This is a genomic window from Sphingomonas sp. UYEF23 (assembly GCF_040546165.1).
Classification (GTDB): Bacteria; Pseudomonadota; Alphaproteobacteria; order Sphingomonadales; family Sphingomonadaceae; genus Sphingomonas; species Sphingomonas glacialis.
In genome coordinates this window covers 18620-38370 of the sequence record NZ_JBEPNG010000006.1, presented here as the reverse complement: position 1 = coordinate 38370, position 19751 = coordinate 18620, and the positions used below count along the sequence as shown (strand labels likewise).

General features: G+C 64.6%; 12 protein-coding genes. 3 read left to right on the top strand and 9 right to left on the bottom strand.

Annotated elements, in window-relative coordinates:
* Nucleotides 1-4 precede the first annotated feature (4 nt).
* Nucleotides 5-3592 (top strand): ABC transporter permease/M1 family aminopeptidase, encoded by a 3588-nt coding sequence (locus tag ABIB28_RS12175; protein ID WP_354288356.1) that lies wholly within the window; start codon nucleotides 5-7, stop codon nucleotides 3590-3592.
* 60 nt (nucleotides 3593-3652) lie between these two features.
* Nucleotides 3653-5017, top strand: coding sequence for a cation:proton antiporter (locus ABIB28_RS12170; RefSeq protein WP_354288355.1), 1365 nt, complete (start codon nucleotides 3653-3655; stop codon nucleotides 5015-5017).
* Nucleotides 5018-5029: 12 nt separating this feature from the next.
* Here the strand turns inward: ABIB28_RS12170 and ABIB28_RS12165 are convergent, their stop codons facing one another.
* The 8 genes from ABIB28_RS12165 to ABIB28_RS12130 form a co-directional block, all read right to left on the bottom strand.
* Nucleotides 5030-6085 (bottom strand): glycosyltransferase family 2 protein, encoded by a 1056-nt coding sequence (locus ABIB28_RS12165; RefSeq protein ID WP_354288354.1) that lies wholly within the window; start codon nucleotides 6083-6085, stop codon nucleotides 5030-5032.
* On the bottom strand, nucleotides 6082-8553 hold the full coding sequence (locus tag ABIB28_RS12160; RefSeq protein WP_354288353.1) for a DegT/DnrJ/EryC1/StrS family aminotransferase: 2472 nt from the start codon (nucleotides 8551-8553) through the stop codon (nucleotides 6082-6084). Before ABIB28_RS12160 ends, ABIB28_RS12165 begins: the two co-directional genes overlap by 4 nt.
* 113 nt (nucleotides 8554-8666) lie before the next feature.
* Nucleotides 8667-9413: an SDR family NAD(P)-dependent oxidoreductase gene (locus ABIB28_RS12155; protein WP_502958242.1), complete on the bottom strand. Its 747-nt coding sequence runs from the start codon at nucleotides 9411-9413 to the stop codon at nucleotides 8667-8669.
* Nucleotides 9414-9694: 281 nt separating this feature from the next.
* Complete coding sequence (locus ABIB28_RS12150) at nucleotides 9695-10633, bottom strand: hypothetical protein (protein ID WP_354288350.1); 939 nt, start codon at nucleotides 10631-10633, stop codon at nucleotides 9695-9697.
* Nucleotides 10630-12648: a hypothetical protein gene (locus ABIB28_RS12145; RefSeq protein WP_354288348.1), complete on the bottom strand. Its 2019-nt coding sequence runs from the start codon at nucleotides 12646-12648 to the stop codon at nucleotides 10630-10632. The genes ABIB28_RS12150 and ABIB28_RS12145 overlap by 4 nt, the downstream gene beginning before the upstream one ends.
* The gene (locus ABIB28_RS12140; protein WP_354288346.1) at nucleotides 12641-13639 is read right to left on the bottom strand and encodes a TniB family NTP-binding protein; all 999 of its coding nucleotides are present in this window, start codon (nucleotides 13637-13639) and stop codon (nucleotides 12641-12643) included. Before ABIB28_RS12140 ends, ABIB28_RS12145 begins: the two co-directional genes overlap by 8 nt.
* Nucleotides 13636-15891 carry a TnsB C-terminal domain-containing protein gene (locus tag ABIB28_RS12135; protein ID WP_354288344.1) on the bottom strand — a complete coding sequence of 752 codons (2256 nt, stop codon included), beginning with the start codon at nucleotides 15889-15891 and terminating at the stop codon, nucleotides 13636-13638. The genes ABIB28_RS12140 and ABIB28_RS12135 overlap by 4 nt, the downstream gene beginning before the upstream one ends.
* Nucleotides 15892-16467: 576 nt before the next feature.
* On the bottom strand, nucleotides 16468-17253 hold the full coding sequence (locus ABIB28_RS12130) for a hypothetical protein (protein WP_354288342.1): 786 nt from the start codon (nucleotides 17251-17253) through the stop codon (nucleotides 16468-16470).
* 405 nt (nucleotides 17254-17658) lie between these two features.
* Between ABIB28_RS12130 and ABIB28_RS12125 the strand changes: the two genes are divergently transcribed.
* Complete coding sequence (locus ABIB28_RS12125; protein ID WP_354288340.1) at nucleotides 17659-18786, top strand: hypothetical protein; 1128 nt, start codon at nucleotides 17659-17661, stop codon at nucleotides 18784-18786.
* A gap of 245 nt (nucleotides 18787-19031) precedes the next feature.
* Here ABIB28_RS12125 and ABIB28_RS12120 read toward each other — a convergent pair whose 3' ends face one another.
* On the bottom strand, nucleotides 19032-19649 hold the full coding sequence (locus ABIB28_RS12120) for a hypothetical protein (RefSeq protein ID WP_354288338.1): 618 nt from the start codon (nucleotides 19647-19649) through the stop codon (nucleotides 19032-19034).
* Nucleotides 19650-19751 lie beyond the last annotated feature (102 nt).

Sequence of the window (19751 nt, the reverse complement as noted above, 5' to 3'; positions counted from 1 at the left end):
GGGCATGTTCGGCAAGATCGCGCGCTTCGAGCTCGGCTATCAATTCCGCAACCCGGTGTTCTGGGTCGTCTCGGTCCTGTTCTTCCTGCTGCCGTTCGGCGCGATGACGACCGAGCAGATCCAGATCGGCGGCGGCGGCAATATCCACAAGAACGCGCCCGTCGCGATCGCGCAGATCTCGCTGATCCTGACGCTGTTCTACATGTTCGTGACGACGGCGTTCGTCGCCAACGTGATCGTGCGCGACGATGAGAGCGGCTTCGGGCCGATGGTGCGCTCGACGCGCGTCTCGCGCTTCGATTATCTGATGGGGCGCTTCCTCGGCGCGTTCGTCGCCGCGGCGATCACGTTCATCGTCGTGCCGCTGGCGATCTATCTCGGCTCGCTGATGCCGTGGGTCGATGCCGATACGATGGGGGCGAACCGGCTGCTCGATTATGTGTCGGTCTATTTCCTGCTGGCGCTGCCCAATTTGTTTTTGACGGCGTCGATCTTCTTCGCGGTCGCGACGATGACGCGGTCGATGATGTATTCGTATCTCGGCGTCGTCGTGTTCCTCGTCGCCTATGTCGTGCTCAACACCGTGATCCGCGCGAAGCCCGAATATCGCGAGCTGGGCGCGTATATCGAGCCGTTCGGGCTCGGCGCGCTCGCCAAGACGACTCGCTATTTCACCGCAAGCGAATCGAACACGCATCTGCCGTCGTTTGCCGGCGTGCTGTTGTGGAACCGGCTGATCTGGCTCGTCGTGTCGTTCGCCGCGCTCGCGCTGGCCTATTCGCGCTTCACTTTTTCCGAACGCGGCGCGTCGAAGCGCCAGTTGCGGCGACAGCAGCGCAAGGACGCCAAGCTCGCCGTGTCGCCGCCGCTCCTCGTCGATCGCCTCCCGCCGGTTCGCCCGGCAGCAGCGAACGGCGCGCGGCTGTGGTTGCGCTGCCGCTTCGAGATGGGGCTGGTCTTTCGCAGCCCGGCATTCTTCGTGCTGCTGCTGATCGGTCTGTTCAACGCGCTCGGCGGTCTGCTGTTCGCAGGCGAGATGTACGGCACAGCAGCGCGCCCGCTGACGTTTGCGGTGATCGGCACGCTGATGGGCGCGTTCGGCGTCTTCCCGCTGATCATCGCGATCTATTACGGCGGCGAGGTCGTCTGGCGCGACCGCGAGCGGCGGATGCACGAGATCATCGATGCGACGTCGCTGCCCAATTGGGCGTACATCGTGCCCAAGGCACTCGCGGTTTCGGGCGTGCTGTTTGCGACGCTGGTCATCTCGGCAGTGGCGGCGATGCTCGTCCAGCTCGCGCGCGGCGTGACCGCGCTCGAGCCGCTGCAGTATCTCGGCTGGTATCTGCTGCCGATGACGGTCGACATGGTGCTGATCGCCATCCTGTCGGTGTTCGTCCAGGCGCTCAGCCCGAACAAGTTCGTCGGCTGGGGGATCATGGTGATCTACCTCGTCGCGACGCTGACGCTGCAGAATATCGGGTTCGAGCATCCGCTCTACAATTACGGCAGCAGCGGCAACCTTCAGCTGTCGGACATGAACGGCGACCAGATCGGCGGGCCGCTCAGCTGGTGGCTGCGGCTCTATTGGTCGGGGATCGCGCTCGCGCTCGCAGTGGTCGCGCATCTGCTGTGGCGGCGCGGGACCGAGACGCGGCTCGCGCCGCGGCTGCGCCAGCTCCCGGCGCGGCTCAAGGGGCCGGCGGGTGCAGTGCTTGCCGGCGGGTTGCTCGTGTCGATCGTGACGGGGGTGTGGCTCTATCGTCAGATGGACGTGCTTAACGTCTATCGCACGCGCGAGCACCGCGAGGCGCGGTTGGCGACGTATGAAAAGAAGTATCTGAAGTACGAAAAGGTCCTCCAGCCGTCGACCACCGACATCAAACTCGATGTCGCGCTCTATCCGGCGCAGCGCCGGATGGAGGCGAAGGGTAGCTATCGCTTCGTCAACGATACCGGCGCGCCGTTGCGCGACCTGCACGTGCGGCTCGCCAATGAGGATACCTCGATCGTGTCGATCGCGGTTCCGGGCGCCACGCTCGCGATGGACGATGCCGATCTCAAATACCGCATCTACCGCTTCGCCACGCCGCTCGCGCCGGGGGCGACGGGGACGCTGTCGTTCGTGACGCATCGCCAGACGGTCGCGCTGCGCGCCAATGGCGATGACGCGCGGCTCGTCGGCAACGGCACCTTCCTCAGCAATTCGGAATTCGCCCCGCAGATCGGGATGGACCGCGACGGCCTGCTCAGCGACCGCGCCAAGCGGCGCAAATACGGGCTGACGCCGGAGTTGCGAAAGGCCAAACTCGAGGACGTATCGGCGCAGCGGCGCAATTATATCGGCGATGCCGATTGGGTGAATTCGGACATCACCGTCTCGACCGATGCCGGCCAGACGCCGATCGCGCCGGGGCGCAAGCTGTCCGACACCGTCGCGAACGGACGACGCACCGCGCATTTCGTTTCGCCCGCGCCGATCCTCGCGTTCTTCTCGGTGCAATCGGCGGCCTATGCCGAGAAGTCCGAGATGGCCGATGGGGTCAAGCTGTCGGTCTTCTACGATGCGAAGCACGCCTATAATGTCGATCGCATGCTGGCTGCGATGAAGAGCGCGCTTGGCTATTACCGCGCCAATTTCGGCCCGTATCAGTTCGACTATGCGCGGATCATCGAATTCCCGGGCTATGCAAGCTTCGCCCAGGCGTTCGCGGGGACGATCCCGTATTCCGAGCGGATCGGCTTCCTCGCCGATGCCAATGCGCCCGACAAGATCGACTATGTCACCTATGTCACCGCGCACGAGCTAGGGCACCAATATTGGGCGCACCAGATCATCAGCGCCGACATGCAGGGCGGCACGATCCTGGTCGAGACGATGGCGCAATATTCGGCGCTGATGGTGATGAAGCACCTCAATGGCGAGGACAAGATCCGCCGCTTCCTCAAGTACGAGCTCGACAGCTATCTGCGGTCGCGCGGATCGGAGCGGATCGAGGAGCTGCCGCTCGACCGTGTCGAGGACCAGGGATACATTCATTATCGCAAGGGCGCGGTGGTGATGTACCTGCTTCAGGACCGGCTCGGCGAGGCGCGCGTCAACGCGATGCTGCGCGACCTGCTCGCCAAATATCGCTTCAAGAGCCAGCCGTATCCGCGCTCGCTCGATCTGGTGAACGGCTTCCTCGGCCTCGCGCGGACCCCCGCCGAGCGCGAGCTCGTCCGCGACGTGCTCGATCGCATCACGCTCTACGATCTCAAGGCGAAGACCGCGACCGTGCGGAAATTGCCCGACGGGACGTTCGAGACGCTGCTCAGCGTCGATGCCGCGAAATTCTACGCAAGCGGCACGGGCAAGGAGACGCCGGCGCCGCTGTCCGACACGATCGCGGTCGGGCTGTTCGACCACAAGCCCGATTACGGCGCCTTCTCGTCCAAGGACGTCGTATCGATGGAGCGCCTGCCCGTGCGGTCGGGCGTGCAGACGCTGCGCATCGTCAGCAAGCGCAAGCCGGCGTTTGCCGGGATCGATCCCTACACCACCTATATCGATCGCAATTCGGACGATAATATCGTGCCGGTGACCGGGTGATGCGCTAGCGCGTCACTCGGGCGCGGCGGGGAGCGCTGCGCGGGACATGTGGGGACGATGATGGGTGAATTGCTGGGCCAGACGTGGCAGGCGCTGGGCGGGGTGCTGGGGGCACACGGCCCTGCGGTAAATGCCGTCAAGAGCTATACGCCGGGCGATTTCAGCGTCCATTTCTTCCTCCAGCTCGCGGTGATCATCCTCGCGTGCCGCGTCGTCGGCTGGCTCGGGCAGAAGCTGCTGCGCCAGCCGCAAGTCGTCGGCGAGATGATCGCGGGCGTCGTGCTCGGCCCGTCGCTGTTCGGGCTGCTGCTGCCCGACCTGCAGCTCGCGATTTTCCCCAAGGAGACACGCAACGTCCTCTATGTCGGCGCGCAATTGGGCGTCGGGCTCTACATGTTCATCGTCGGCCTGACGCTCCAGCTCGACCATTTCAAGTCCAAGGCGCGCAGCGCGGCGATGGTGTCGGCAGCGGGGATCGCCGCGCCGTTCCTGCTCGCGGTGCTGATCACGCCCTTCCTGCTGACCGTGCCCGGCCTGTTTGCGCCCGGCATCGACCGGTCGAGCGCGACGCTGTTCATGGGCGCGTGCATCGCGCTGACCGCCTTCCCGATGCTCGCGCGGATCATCAACGAGCGCGGGCTCGCCAACTCGGCGCTCGGCACGCTGTCGCTCACCGCGGGCGCGTTCGACGATGCGGCGTCGTGGTGCGTGCTGGCCATCGTGCTCGCGACCTTCGGGGCGGGGGCGGGCGTGGCGGTGCTCGCGATCGGCGGGGCGCTGCTCTATACCGGCTTCATGCTGTTGCTCGGACGGCGGCTGCTTGCGCCGCTCGGCCGGATCGTCGAGGCGCGCGGCGAGATGACCAGCGGAATGCTCGCGGTCGCGCTGCTGCTGTTCTGCCTGTCGGCTTTCGTGATGGACGCGATCGGCATCCATGCGATCTTCGGCGGGTTCCTTATGGGGGTGTGCATGCCGCGCGGGCTGTTCGTCGCGGAACTCAAGCGCAAGGTCGAGCCCCTCGCGGTCGTGCTGCTGCTGCCGATGTTCTTCACCTATTCGGGGCTCAACACGCGGATGGACATGGTCGCGTCGGGCTCGCTCCTGCTGATCGCGCTCGGCATTCTGGTCGTGTCGATCCTCGCCAAGTTCGGCGCCTGCTATGCCGCCGCGCGGCTGTCGGGTGAGGACAATTCTACCGCGCTCGGGATCGGCGCGCTGATGAACTCACGCGGGCTGATGGAGCTGATCATCATCAATATCGGGCTGCAAAAGGGCATTATCGGGCCGACGCTGTTCGCGATGCTCGTGCTGATGGCGATCGTCACCACCGTGATGGCGACCCCCTTGTTCGAGGCGGTCTATGGCCGTGCGGCGCGCGCGCGGGGCGATCTGGCGGCGGTCGACGAGGACCTGGCGACGGTCTGACGCGGCGTGGGATCAGCCGGTCTTGCGCCGCTGCGCCGAGCGGATCGTGCCGACCAGCCGCGACAGGATCAGCTCCTCGATCCCGGCATAGCCCATCCCGAGATGATCGGGGCGCACGCCGGTCGCGTCGCCGAGTTTCAGCCGGCCGGTGCGCAAGCCGGCGCGCCCGATCCGCGCCCAGCGCCGCGCGGTTTCCCAGCGGATCAGGGCGAGGCTCTCGGCGTCGGGCGCGTGGCGGCGGATGAAATCGTCCTGCAGCGCGACGAGCGTCTCGCCGACGCGCTCGAAGGTCACGCGATCAGGGACCGGCTGCTGCGCCATCACGTAGCGGCCGATCAACGCTGCGGCATCACCCGCCGCATCGCCGAACAGCGGGGCATAGGCATCGGCCAGCACTTCGCTCGCACGCTCGCGCATCGCCGTCGCCTGGCGCTGAGACGCGCCGCCGCCATGCCGGCGATAGGTCAGCAATTCGTCGTCGATCCGCGCGATTCCGCCAAACGCGGAGATACGGTGATACAGATCGAAATCCTCGGCATAGACGCGCTCGGGGCGCTGGAACGGATCGAGCTTGCGCGCCACGTCGGCGCGCATCATCACCGACGACCAGACCAGTGGGTTCTCGATCCGCATCAACCATTCGATCAGCGCCGGGGTCGATAGCGGCGCGAGCGCGGACGGCAGAATCGCGCCCTCGAACAGCACGTTCGCCGCGCTGCCGACCAGCACGATCTCGGGATGCGAGTCGAGATAGGCGACCTGGCGCGCGAGCCGCGTCGGGTGGCACAGATCGTCGTGGTCGAGCGCGGCGATGTAGCGCCCGCGCGCCTCGACAAAGGCGGCGTTGCGCGTCAGCACGACGCGGCGATTGGACGGCGCCTCGATCACGCGGATGCGCGGATCGGCAAAGCTTCGCGCGACCGCGACGGTATCATCGGTCGAGCAGTCGTCGACGATGATCAGTTCGAAATCGGCAAACGTCTGCGCCTGCAGCGAAACGATCGTCTCGCCGATCAAGTCCGCCCCGTTATAGGCGGGCATGATGACACTAACGGTAGGGGGAGTCATGCCACTGCTCGTGCGCCATCGCCGAGCACCTGGTCAACGATCATCGCGCCGACATCGTTCTGCCATTGCCACAGTCCGTTCGCTTGCCCCGAGAAGCTCGCTTCGCCGCCGAGCCTGCCCCATGGCACGAAGCCCGCCGCCAGGCCGATGCCGAACAGCCCCGGGATCGCCGCGCCGCTCGCATCGAGGATGCGGCAATGCCGATCGACCATCGCGCTGCCCTGGTGCGCCGCGAGCGCGATCGCGCGGCCATCCTGATCGTGCACCGGCAGCGCGCGCGGGCGATAGCCGAGCGCTGCGATGACGAGATCGGCCTCGGCGAGATGCGCGCGCGCGACCGCATCGTCGTCGCCGCGCACCTGATGGACGGTGAGCCGTGGATCGGGCGTGCGTCCGTCGACGCGGAGCTCGCGCAGGACGAGTTCGCGCGCCTCGAGCCGGAAGCCCGCAAGGCGATAGACGAAGCCGCTGACTGGGCAGATGTCGTCGGGCCCGAAATCGGTGAAGCCCTCGGCCTGGGCCGCGGCGGGGGTGGGATAGAAGGGGCGAAGCGGGCGGCGGTGAAGCAGCGTGATCGCGCCGGCGCCAAGCGGCAGGCTCGCGGTCTTGAGAAGCAGGACAATCGTCGCGATCGCGCTCGTCGATCCGCCGATCACGACGATCTTGGGATTGCGCTTGGTCGAGAGCAGATCGATGATCTTGGCCGGGCCGCCGAGCGCGAGCGCTTCGTCCGACTGCATCAGCCGATCGCCGACCTCGCTCACCAGCGACACCCCGCCGACGCGTTGCGCCGCGAGCCGGTCGAGCGGCTGGTGGCCGCCCGTCGCGATCGCGACCGCGCTCGAGAGTTGGTCGAACTCGTGCCCGTCGGCACGCCGCCGCATGCGGCTCGACCACAGCCCGCCTGCCACGCGCGTCGTACCGAGCACGTCGTGTCCGGTCAGGACCGTCCCGCCATGCTGCGCCACCAGTGTCTGGAGGCGATGACCGGTGGCTTGGACGAACGGGCCCACTTCAACGAGCGGCACGCCGATCGCGCCGATATAGTGACCCACGGCTTGTCCGGTCGGATGATCGACCAGCGCGGCGAGTTCGGGATGCGGATTGTCGCGCACCGCGCTGAGAAAAGTCTCGGCGGTGCTGTCCGAGGTGATCGCGTAGCGACCGATCCGCCCTTCGCCGAGCGTCGCTTCGCGTTCGGCGACGATCAGTCCCGATGCTGCCAGCTCGGGCAGACGACCCCGCTTGCTCGCGGCGGTGAGCAGCGCGGTGCCGGCAGGGCCGCCGCCGACGATGAGCAGCGAGGCGATCGCGTGCTGGCGCGGCCGGGCGGCGCTGCGCGTTTCGCGCGCCAGGATGCGGTTGAAGGCCTTGGCGATCACCGCGACGTCGGCGATGGTCATCGCGTCGGTGACGGGCAACGAGAGCGACCGCGCCCCGATCGAATCGGCGACTGGCGTCGGCAGGATCGTCGCGGTGCGCTGGAACAGCGGCTGTTCGCCGAGATGCGGGCTGAAATACTGGCCCGACCCGATCCCGACCGCTGCGAGCGCGGCGGCAATTTCGCTCCGACGATGCGCCACCGCTTCGGGCAGCAGCACCGGCATGAACTGGCTGGCGCGGCGCTGGCCTTCCGCCTGCTGGAACGCGACTCCCTTTAGTTGCGTACGGTAGGCATGCTCGAGCGCGGCGCGCTGGTCGCATACCGTGTCGATCTCGGCGAGCTTGGCGCGCGCCATCACCGCGAGCACTTCGGGCAATTTGGCGTTGAGCCCGAACACCGTCGCGCTGCGATTGGCCTCGAAACCGAAATTGGTCATCGCGCGCAGCCGCGCGATCAAGTCGGTGTCACCCGAATGGATCAACCCGCCCTCGGCAACAGAAAAGGTCTTGGTCGCGTGCATCGAATGCACCACCGCGAACGGCGCCCCCGCGCCGAACCCGCCGCCGCCAGCGTCGCGCGTGCCAAGCGAGGCGGCCGCATCGACCACCACGCCGACGCCGTGTTCGCGCTGGAGCCAGGCGTAGCGGTCGAGGTCGATCGCGGTGCCGAAGGTCGCATAGGGCAGCAGCACCGCGATGCGATCGCCATAGTCGCGCAGCAAGCGCTCCTCGGCTTCGGCGCTCGCGGTCCAGTCGGCCGGGTCGATGTCGCAGATCAAGGGGGTCAGCCCCGCCCACAAGGCCGCTTGCGCGGTCGCGGCGAAGGTCAGCGCGGGCATCAGCGCGTAGCGGCCGGCGGTGCGCTCGCCCGCAGCTTCGCGGATCGCGATCATCAGGCCGAGCGTTGCATTATTGACCGCAAGGCAGGCGCCTTGGCCGTCGAAGAGCTGCGCGGTCGCCGCGGCCTCGAACGCGCGGACCTCGGGGCCGTTGTTGCTGAAATGGCCCGACGCCTCGACGCGCTGCAGTGCGTCGACATGATCGCTGAGCCGCGGAGGGTTGGGAGCGATCAAGGGGTAGCGCATGGTGGTCGGGCCTGTCTGGACTACGGACCCGCGCCTTGTGGCGTCTAGCCCCCTAAAATCTCGTTACACGCCTGACATATCCTGCGATCCGCTGCGGACCGTGTGCGGTGCGATCAGCTTTCGCGCGCCACGGCAAACCCCGCGAACGACTGGTTGACCGGCATGAGTTCGAGCGTGTTGATGTTGAGGTGCGCCGGCAGTTCGGCGATCCACAGCAGCGTTGCCGCGATGTCGCCGCCGGTCATCGGGTTGGCGCCGGCATAGAGCGTGTCCGACGCGGCCCGGTTGCCGCCGGTGCGCACAACGGTAAATTCGGTCTCGACCATGCCGGGCTCGATCGAGGTGACGCGCACGCCGGTGCCGTGGAGATCGGCGCGCAGGCCGAGGCTGAACTGGCGGACGAACGCCTTGGTCCCACCATAGACGTTGCCGCCTGCGTAAGGGTAGGTCGCCGCGACCGACGACAGATTGAGGATCGCGCCCTTGCGCGCGACGAGGCCCGGCAGCAGCGCCCGCGTGACGGCGACCAGCGCCGACACGTTGGTGTCGATCATCGTCTGCCAGTCTTCGAGCTTTGCGTCCTGCGCGGGCGCGGTGCCGAGCGCGAGGCCGGCATTGTTGATGAGCGCGTCGATCTGCGCGAACTCGGGTGGCAGGCTGGCGATCGCGGCCTCCATCGCCGCGCGGTCGCGAATGTCGAAGGCGAGCGTGTGGACCGTGTCACCGAGCGAATCGGCCAATGCCTGCAGCCGATCGGCCCGGCGCCCGGTGGTGACGACGCGCCAGCCAGCGCCAGCGAACGCGCGGACCGCGGCCTCGCCGATGCCCGAGGTTCCGCCCGTGATGAAGACCGTACGCATCGTCATCACCATGTCTCCGACGCTGTCAGGATGATCGGACCCGTTTAGAAACATTTGGTCCGCCCCTCGTGGGAAGGCCAATCTGGACGTTCGACCCATAGCCCGAAACCCACTTACAGACCCATTTCAGTGCGTCAAACCCACTAACGCTGTATTCGCCCAAAAAAAGCCGCTGAAGGCGTGAAGAACGCGCCGCCGGGGAGAGTGGCGAGATCCTATGGGGATACGTCGAGAGGCCCTTCGTCCCGGGCAAGACGGGGCGATAGCGATGGCAAGTAAGACTAGTGGCGGTCGAACGCCCGGTCGATCATGGCGGATATCGCGTTCGCCCGGGGCATCAGCTTTTCCACTTCTGACATGAATGCCACCGCATGTTCGATCTGGCGGAATACAGGAGGGCGCTGGCCCATCATAACTCGGAATCTGCGGGTGGTCGTAGCGTTCCGCGCATCAATGATCTCGCCGGCGAGTTCGTTGACGACGTCCTCATCGATGACGGTCGAAACAAGCCGTCCGATGGTGGCGTCGACCAGGGTTTCCGGGAGGATCATCGTCGATCTGACCTCGTAGGTCGCGTGGAGCTTGCCGCCTCGGCGGACAGGACTTGCCATCCGGATCGCGAACGTGTCGTCACGGGCATACGTGGTCACCGAGAGCCTCTCACCGTGCATACTTCCTGATAGCCAGGGCTCGTTCCCTCGCCGCTGAACATGATGGCGACCGACCAGTTCCCGGCAGCGCGCGATCGGCAGCGGCTTTCGACCCATGGTGCGCCAGGTGCCTTCCGGCGCCGTTGTGTCGGCACACTCGTCGGGATCGCCCATCGCCCAGTGGACCCGGTCTATTAAGCTCTGGGGCTCTAGGCGGCCGGAGGCGGCGAGGGCATCCCATAGCTCGTTGCCGCAGAAAAGTGTGGCGGGGGGAGCGATCGTTCCGACGCTGCGCCATATGCGCAATCGCGCAAGTGCTGTGAGGGCACGGGCAACGTCGCTTTCGATCGCGACTCTGCGCGCCATGCCGCGCATCAAAGCCACCGCAGGATCGACAAAGGTAATCACCGGAGAGAAATGCCGTTCGACGGCGATAGATATCGTGTTCCAAGAATAGCCCACCGTCAGGACCTCGCCTGCCTCTAGTTCGACGAGCCTCGGAAGATTGCTAAAAATATACTGCTCGGCAATCGAGAGGCCATATTCGCGACTAGGCTCCTGCGATCTCACAATTGGAGGCCCTGAAGGCGATGCGCTGACGAATCTGCGTGAAACACGGTCATCGCGCGTTCCGCAGCAATGCGGTCCCATCCCAAGGTATTTAGCTTACGAAGTCCGCGGCGGCCAACGAAGGGCTTGGGCATTTTCTTATCGCGCCCGTTCCAGCGAGCGAGGATTTCGGAAGCGGTGATGTGCTTGGTCGCGAGCTCGAGGATCGTAGCTCGGTCGTAGTGTTTATCCCGGAACGGCGGCAGCGAGCGGTCCAGCCGAGCAGCCCTAGTGTATTTGGGGAAAATGTTGAGTAGTTCCTCGGCGTCGCGTCCGTTTATGAGCGGCTCGAATTCTATTGCTTCAACGGCGAAGTTGTCTGTCTTGAAGCGCATGCCAGCGACAAGGCGGACATCGCCGGCGGCGATGCTCACGCGACCCATGAACCTGTCCTCGTTAGATCGGTCGAGATAGAACGGGAGGGTGCCGTTGAGCATTGCCGCGATCACCGGACCCCACGGTTTTTCTCGTCCGCCGATCACTTTTAACGCCAGGTCAATGGAGATGATCGATTTTTTGGCCTCGCCGTGATCCGGCTCGTCGATCGCCGACTTATTAAGGCGCTCCATCATCGTCAGGTAGTCGGATCTCTTTGCCTGTCGTGCGAGAAATCCGCTGCGCAGCGGCCCATGATCGAACAGCTTGATGAAGCCAAGGCATGCCAGCTGCTCAACGCCGTGTCGGCTGATATCTAGACGCTCGGCGATAGAGCCGACGCTTACACGGTCGTCGAGCAGGACCTTCAGATCTTGGAGCCCGGCGGCCTCGAATATTTCGTGCGAGTTCACCTCCCCGGACGAGCGGACGGCGGTCAGGTGGGGCGTGACCCGCAGGCGATCGAGCACTTTCTGGCTGACGCCAAGCGTCTGCTGCAGCTCACCCGAGTTCACGCCAAGCTCAAGGACCGACTTAACCGCAGAGCCTGCGGACCATTTCAACCCGGGCACAGCTTGATGCAGGACCTCGCGCAATGAGGGCCAGCAGTTCTTCGCAGTGAGGATTTCACGGATCTGACCAGCGAGTTTCGTCGAGGGCGCTACCGTTGAGCCTGCTATGCGCCCTTTGAGTGCCTCATAGAGACTCTCGGGCCATGACGACAGGACGCTGGAACCGGCCTCCAGGACCTTCAGCCGTACGTCGATCGGCAAACGTGCCGCTTCATCGCGGCCGCCAAGCCCCACACCGACCAGGACACAGCCCATGCGCCATCCGAGTTCGAACACGAGGCCACGGTCGAGCCCCGCGAGTTGCGTGTGAAGGTCCGCCATTGCCTCCGAGTGCCGCGCCGGGTGGGGATGGATGATGTCCAGCATCAAACGGGTGGCCGCGAGCGTCCTCCGGGAAACACGCTCGCCCTCGTGATCGGCGATGTCGAGCCCGCACGCTGTGCAGCGGGTGATTGCAGATTTTGTCCATGTCAGGGCGGTGCTGCAGCGGGGACACTTGTCGAACAGCAGTTCGCCCGTGGCGGGACAGTGCGTTACGAGCGCATGATGCCCGAACGCCGAGTGGTAACCGCTCTTCAGCCAGCTGGTGGTCACTCTGCGGGGTTTGAGGTTCAGATCATATACCGGGACGCTTGCGCCGTGGAAGCCGACGATCGGAAGGTCGGGAATCATCTCCGACCGTCGGTAGCGCCGAGCCTCGACTTCGTGCGGCGGCAGCCTTGCCGCGAACGCGAGTTGTCCGAAGTCGAAGTCTTCACGGGCCGCAAGATTGAAGTGAGCATGCCAGGTCGGCGAGGCAGTGCTCAAGATCGCTCGAAGGCGCGGCAGCCAGTTCTCCGCGGACGCGCGAGCGATAAGGCTGACGAGGCTTTCGTCGGGGTGCGCTATGATACTCGACATCACCCGCGGCCCGGTTCGGTCCGGGTTAGAAGTTACGCAGACCGCGCAGCCGCAGTTGTCCGCGAGCCAGTCGGATAGTGAGCCTTGGCCGTTCCAAGTGGGTTGCCGGAGTGCCGCCACGTCAGCCATTCTGACCTCCTGTGCCGTAGCGGAAGGGATCTTTGGGTGTCAGCCGCTGCTCAACCGCCCATGCCGTGCTGGCATGCGAGAGATCGCAGATCTCAATCGTGGTTGCGTCGCGCATGAAGGCGCGGCGTCCTGCGATCTTCAGCAGCGTGCTGACGCGACCGAGATAGCCACCGGAGATGGCCATCAGGCAGTCGATTACTCTGGGATCGGAAAGGCTCGCCATCTCTCCGAACAGCTTGTGCGCCACCAGCGCCTCGCCATATTTTCGCACGAAGGTTCGGAACCGGGCCTGATCGCCTGTATCCGAGAGGTTGAGCGGCTTGATGTCGCACGGCTCGATGAGGCGGTGGCTAAGCTGATTGTTGGACTGCAGCAGTTCTAGCGCGTCCTCGTTCCCGAAGAGCCCGATGCCGACCTGCGCGTCTGAGATGAAACGCTTGATCACGTCGGTCGCCGCCGAGCTGCCCTTGGACCGATATCCGGCGTGCTGCACTTCGTCGATGATGAGGAGCACGGTGCCGTATTTCGCGATCGCGTCATATGCGGCGCGCCTCAGACCTTCCTCATCCCTTGATGAGGCAAACCCGTCGCCATACTCGTTTAGAATCGAGGTCCAGAAGCGCTTTGAGGTGCAGGCCTGCTCGAGTTCCACCCTGACGACCGGTCGGCTTCCGGCCGGGTAGGTGCCTCGGGCGGCCACGATCCGCGCGAACTCGTCTGCCGACGAGCTCTTGCCGGCGTAGCTCCTCGCGGCATTCCTTACGCCTGTCTGGAATTCCCCTTTCACGCCAAGGGATATGACCAGGTCCAGAGCCTTGAACACGTTCACGTGGTTCGGATTATGGATGTAGATCGACCGGACGAGCTGGTCGCGAACGCGCGTTGCGGCCGACTTCGCGGGGCTCGGTCGAGCGTCGGGATAGCCGGTGCTGGGTAGCAGTTCCTCGGGGCTGAACGCCCCGAGAGGCGATTTGCTCTTCTTGCCGCTCATGCGTATTCTCCGTCTTCGTTGTCGTCGTGCTCGTCGGGCTCCGCCGGCTCGACGATCGGCTTGGCCTTGCCGAGGACCGGTTCGTGGTCCTCGCCGTCGTTCGTTTCATCGTCGGGAGTGTCGTCGTTCGTCTCGTCGCCGGGCGTGTCATCGTTCGGCTTTTCGATTGCCGGACGGCTTGTGGGGCGCTGTGCGTCCTCACGCTCGTTGGCGGGCGCATCGTGTTCGATGATCGGTCCCATTCCGTCGTGGCGCGGCTCCGCTTCGGCGAAAACGACCTCGAACGTGGGTTCGGGGGTTGCGCCGCACATGCGCGCCATCGCGCGACGCTCGCGCGCGTCCATGTCCGGGAACAGCGTCCGGATCATCTTGTTCAAGTCATCGCGCGCAGCGAGCCGCTCCGCCTGGGTGTTGAAGTCGAGGTGCTGCTGCTTCGCCCAGTTCTGGATCTGCTTGTGTTGCCACAGTCCCAGGCCCGCTGCGTATTCGGGCTGGGTGTTCTCCAGTCGCACCCAGTCGTCGCCGACGAAAACGTGGATGTAGAGCGTGTCCTCGGGATTGTATTTGATCTTGGTGGTGACGACCGTGGTCCCGTCAATCCGGTCACGGTGCGGCTCTGCCGCACAAAGCGGATTGATTACGCCGTTCTGAAGATTCTCGCCCTTCCAGGTCATCCCAAACATGCGCACGCCGCCGTTGGCGGTGACACGTTTGTTGTGCACCGTGACGCCGGTGACGATATCGACCTTACGCCCGTCGAGGATCATGTCCCGCCCGTGCACGGCCATGCTGGCACCCCACTTCTGAAGCGGGACGGCGTCAATGCCACTATGGTGGCTGATGTGGTAGACGTAGAGGAACTCGGCGAGCAGTTCCTTGAGCTCGGTGGTGGTGACAATCGCCTCGGCGGTCGGGTCGATGCCGAGCTTTCGTAATATGCTCGGGTCCAGGGTCGAGCCCGGCAATTTTCCGATCAGCCAGGTGTTCAGAGTGTGGAAGAACCGCTCGATGATCGCCTTGTGCCGCGGCGCACCTACCGGGGCGAGCTCGTGGGTGATGCCAAGGTCCAGCAGCATCTCGGAGAAGCCGGGTGAGACGAAATTCGTGCCGTTGTCGGTTACGATTTTCGTGAACTTCCCATTGATGCGCGCGAGGTTCGGGTATCGGGCGAGTCGTTCGGGGCGGATGTCGATCTTAGGCTGATTGCCGGATCTCACGCACTGCAGCGCGATGCGGATGCAGTCGGCCGCCTTCCGGACGGACGGCGGCTGAAAGCTGACCGAAGCGGCAACGACACACCTCGAGTGCACGTCGATGAGCACCGTCAGATAGGGTCGGCCGGCGATGAGCCCGCGATCCACGTCGAGGCAGGTGACGAGATCGATGACCGCGTCGTCCATTAGTCCGATCTGGAGGATCTTATATGCGGTGATGCCGCGGCCGGAGCCGTCAAACTTGCGCTTTGCCGCCTTCTCGCCAAATTTCAACGCGTAGGTGTCGCGACAGAGCATCTCGTTGACGCGCCGTCTGATCGTCTCCTTTCCGGGAAGCGTAAGCTGGGGCTCGCCAGATGCAACGCGCCGCGTGTTCTCCGCGAGGACACGTGTCAAAACGGCTGCGGCGACGTCGACGATCTTGAAGCCGCGGTGCATCCAGAAGCGCTTCCGCTCCTCGTCGATGATCATCTCGACCTCCGGTTCGAGGCGGTTGGCGCGGGGAACGCGACCAGACATGCTCAACATGTCGTTGAGGTCGACGGTGGCGCCGTTGCAACGGCCGAACCACTCACGGACGGTCGCCGTGGTGGGTCTCGGTCCGTGCTTCGCCTCGAGTCCCGGCGTCCAGAGCTCGTCGATCTCCGCACTCAATCGCGGATTTGAGCCGTCGATGCCCTTGTTGATCAGGCCCAGCATGAGGACGAGCCTCGCCTCGGCGTAGGGGTCTAGCTTCAGTATTTCTTCCCGATCAAACAGCTTGGCGGTCTGACGCTCGGGCGCGACCGGGCCGCTCGCGTCGGCCAGAAAACGAAGTCCGTTCTGCGCAAGCTCGCGCTCCAACCAGGCGGTGTCCGGCAGCATGAGGTTACCGGTCTCCGGGTCCTCGACGCGGAAGGTGGTTCCGGAAGGAAGGCTCACGATGTGGAGGAGACCGTCGCCGAGCTCGCGCTCGATGAGCAGTTTCTGGCCCTCCGGGGTGATGAATGTTGATCCGATTACACCGTTGATGGTGTTCTTCTTGCCGTCGTCGTTCATTTGAATTCTCCGTCGTTCGCGCGGCGGCGCCGCGCCGATGTTGGCTCGCGTAGGGCGCGCGGACGACGGAAGGCCGTCCGCGCCATGGTGGGCCACGGCGCGCCCCGCCGGCGCGACGGCCGAGCGGGGAGAGCGGCATCTCCTTGTTGGGGGTATTCATTGGAGTTCTTGGTCCAGTCTGGTCATGATCGTGGGGGTTTTGATGCGACGCTTGTTGGTGCCCGCTGCTTCCACCACTGCGCATCATCGGCGAATGCCCGGCATCGACATCACGAGCGGGGCCGCTTCAAATCGTTTTTGATCGTGAGGATGCTGTCGGTTCGACTACGAAGACTCTTCTTGGCGCGCGGGCGCCGTGAGGTCGCCCGCGCCCTGGTGGCCCGCGACACGCCCCGCCGGCGCGACGGCCAAGCGGTGCAAGCGGCATCTCCTTGTCGAGGGTATTCATGGAAAATCTTGGTCCAGTCTGTGGTGGGCGTTGATGTGTGGATCCGATGCTCCATGGTGGCCCGCGGCTTCCACCGCCGGGCATCACCGCGCGCCGGGGCACACGCGCGGTGAGTCGCTGGCCGTGGGTCATCGCCGTATGCTCGGCATCGAGAGCGGGAGCGGGGGCACTGCCCTGCATTCGCTTTTGTCCGTGAGGCGGCTGTCGAGGTCGATCTCGACCACGCGCCTGATCATAAGGGCATAGGCCATCGACCGACTGTTCACCGGGTGAAGGAGGGCTCCGAGGTTTCCGAGCGAGATCGGACCCTGACCAAGTGCGCGGGCGGCGCGGGCCACAAGATGGTCGGGCACGGGGACGAAGCGCGAGGCCTGGATCTCGTCGATGTTGGAGCGCCGGACGTCGTCGCCACCATTGGCGAAGACGATGCGTTCGTATTCGTAGCCCATCGCCTCCGCAGCGAGCATGCCGAGGAATGTCTGCTTGACCCCATCGGGTTTGCGGAAGTCAGCCCATGTGCGTTTGGCATCCGCCAGAACCCGACGGCCGTCCGCGAGTAGATTGGTGAAGTCGAGGATGTGGGTATAGATTTTATCGCCGATATACGCTTCGACGCGAACCTGTTGCGCAATTGCGTCGACGAAATCGACGACCACTTCTTCCTCGGGGATCCGGTTGCATTCTGTTCCGGCTTCGCCGTAGCGGGCCCGGCGCATTTTCTTAGACGGATATCCGACCGTCCTTATCGACTTCTTGCCCGTGATCTGCCCGCGCAGCTGATCCCGGTCGGGCGCCCGCACGATAGTGACCCCGTGGACAGTCTCGCTCCCGAACAAAGCGAGCGCGTCGTCCGTCGGGATGAGATCCTGTCTCTGCGCCTTGACGCGGCGAATCGTGTTTACATACCAGCTCATGAAGATGAGATGGGCCTAAACCGGTTCGATGTCAACATACCAGCAGATGAAAATGAGAACATCGCGCTGTGGTGGCTTAGTCGACCAAGGCGCGTCAGCCGTCAGGCGGTCAGCTTCCCTCTTGCCGACGAGATCGTGTGTCTCCCAGAAGCCATCCGATGCGACCGGTTTTTCGGCGCCAGTTCATGGACAAGAGGTGAGCGCAACGGGGAACGTAAACAAGATATCAGCATATGACAATGATAGCCCGCCGCCGGGGCACAGTTCGAGCTGGGGGAGGTCCGCGTCAGATGACCGGCTCCATCCTCTCGAGCTAGACCGCATGGTTGGCTAACAGCAGGTCAAAAGCCTTGCGCACTGATCCGCGTATTAGTAGATGCGAATGATGAAATTTGGCTGGATCAAATGAGCGACGGGTTGGGCGACCGCCTGCGAAACACCGTGCGTGAGGCTTGGCCGGACGGTGTTGATCCCGACGGCGAGGCGCTGCTCGCAAAGCTGAATCCCGACGAGCAGAACGTGGCGGAACACAGGCTGGCCGCGTTGCTCGAGGTCGAGGCGGGCCAACGTCCGGCATCTCGGGCACCCCTGAATGATCCGCGCGGTATCACGAATGCCGGCTTCCAGTCGCTGGTGCGGCGATGGCGGCAGGAACGCCATCCGCGCACGCTGCTTCCGTATGCCAGTCGTGCGAAGCGTCAGCGCGGCGAGAGTGATGCCCATCAGGCGCTCGAGCGGGCGTTAGATGGACTGCTGGCCGAGCCGCGCCCGTGGACGCTGGTCACTCTGACGCGGGAGGCGCTGGCGCGCACGGGCGTCACGCTGGCACTGAACACTGCGCGCATCGTGGCACGAGAGCGGCGCGCAAGGCTGCGTGCGGATCCGGTCTGGCTCGCCGAACATTACGGTCGACAACTGCTCTCGGACGTGTGCGCCTTGGGAATCGAATGCGAGGCGGGGGGCGGCGAGCACCCGGCCGTCATTGCCGCGACCGTCGAAGTGTCGAGCGGACTGGTGCTCGGCTATGCGGTTGGCCCTACTATACGCGCACTTGCCTTGCAGCGGTCGGCGCTCGCGCAGGGCCTGGCCACACTCGTCAGTCGCAGGCTCGATGTGCAGCGTCCGCTGCCCGCCGACGTCACCATCGTCGTTGGCACGAGCGACATGCAACAGTTGCATACGATGGACATGGCATTGCGTGAAGGCGCGCCGACCGCGACCGTGGTGGCGGGCGAGCGTCGTCGGAGCGGCGATCGCCTCGCCGATGTCCTGGACGGCGCGATCGACACCCTGCCCCTTCATCCGCGGGGAGGGGCTCCTCGCCGTGTTGGCGCCAGGGGAACGCCTTGGTCAGAAGCGCATCTGGCATCGTTCGCAGCCAATGCGGTAGCGGCGCACAATGCTATCCGTTTCGCGCGGCTGGACGCCGCTGAGATAGACTCCTGGTCGGGTATCGGCGTGATGGTCTCGGCGCTTCGGCCGGTCGTGGCGGCTGTCGCGTCGATTATGCCGAACACCGTGGATAATCGCTAAGCGGAGTTGGCTGACGCCAAGCAAGTAGATGAGCGCTCGACCGCCGTGAGCAGGCCCTGAATGAGGAACAACAGCAGCGCCAGCACGACCGACGCCACGATCACCAGCATCGAGCTGATGCGGTAATGCCAGAACGGCTTGTTATATTGGACCCCGTAGGCGCGGCGAAAGATGTCGCGGATTAAACGTGGCGAGCTGCTTCAGGACCTTGGCGACGTCATGACCAGGCTCACGAACGGTGTTCATCACGACGCTGTCAACTCTCCCGTGCCGCCGACTTCGTCGAGATGGTAGCGACGGATCGTCCGCTTCGCCTGCTCCTCCCGATTGGCCTCGAACTCCCGGATGACATCGTCAACGCATCCGGCCATGAACTCCACTTGTTCCGGCCGGAGATATTCGGACAAGTGCTCGCAGACGACCCTGACGGAGACTCCTTCGTCGACGGTGCTGTAGACCGTTTCAGGCTTACACGAGACCAAACGGTACCGGAGCCCGCGCCGACGTGCTCTGGCAATCTCGCGGGAGGCGGCCGCCCGTACCGACCTCGTCATGTCGACAATTTCCTCACGAACGTCATTCACCGATGCGACTTTGGCGGCGATTTCGGTCGCCGCCTCGACCAGCTCGGTTAGGTCTTTGCCGTCATTGACCCACCAGTGCTGTTTCACGTCGATCGCGATGCCGCGGGCGAGAGGTATCTCGACGCGGACGTCAGTCGAGCCATTGGGCCGGACACTTGCCATTTGGATCTCGTAGTCGGCAACGTGTGGCGCCTCGTCGATCCCGTGCTCCGTCTTCAACTGCCTCGCGACCATCAACGCAAGCAGCGAGAGTTCGGTGTTCGCAACTTCATTCGGCATCTTAACTGTCTCCCGATGCGGCGTAAGCGCATCTGTTTTCCCCGCACCATCGCAGTTCCCACTTCACCAATCCCAAAACGTCGAGGCGGACTGCCGACGGTT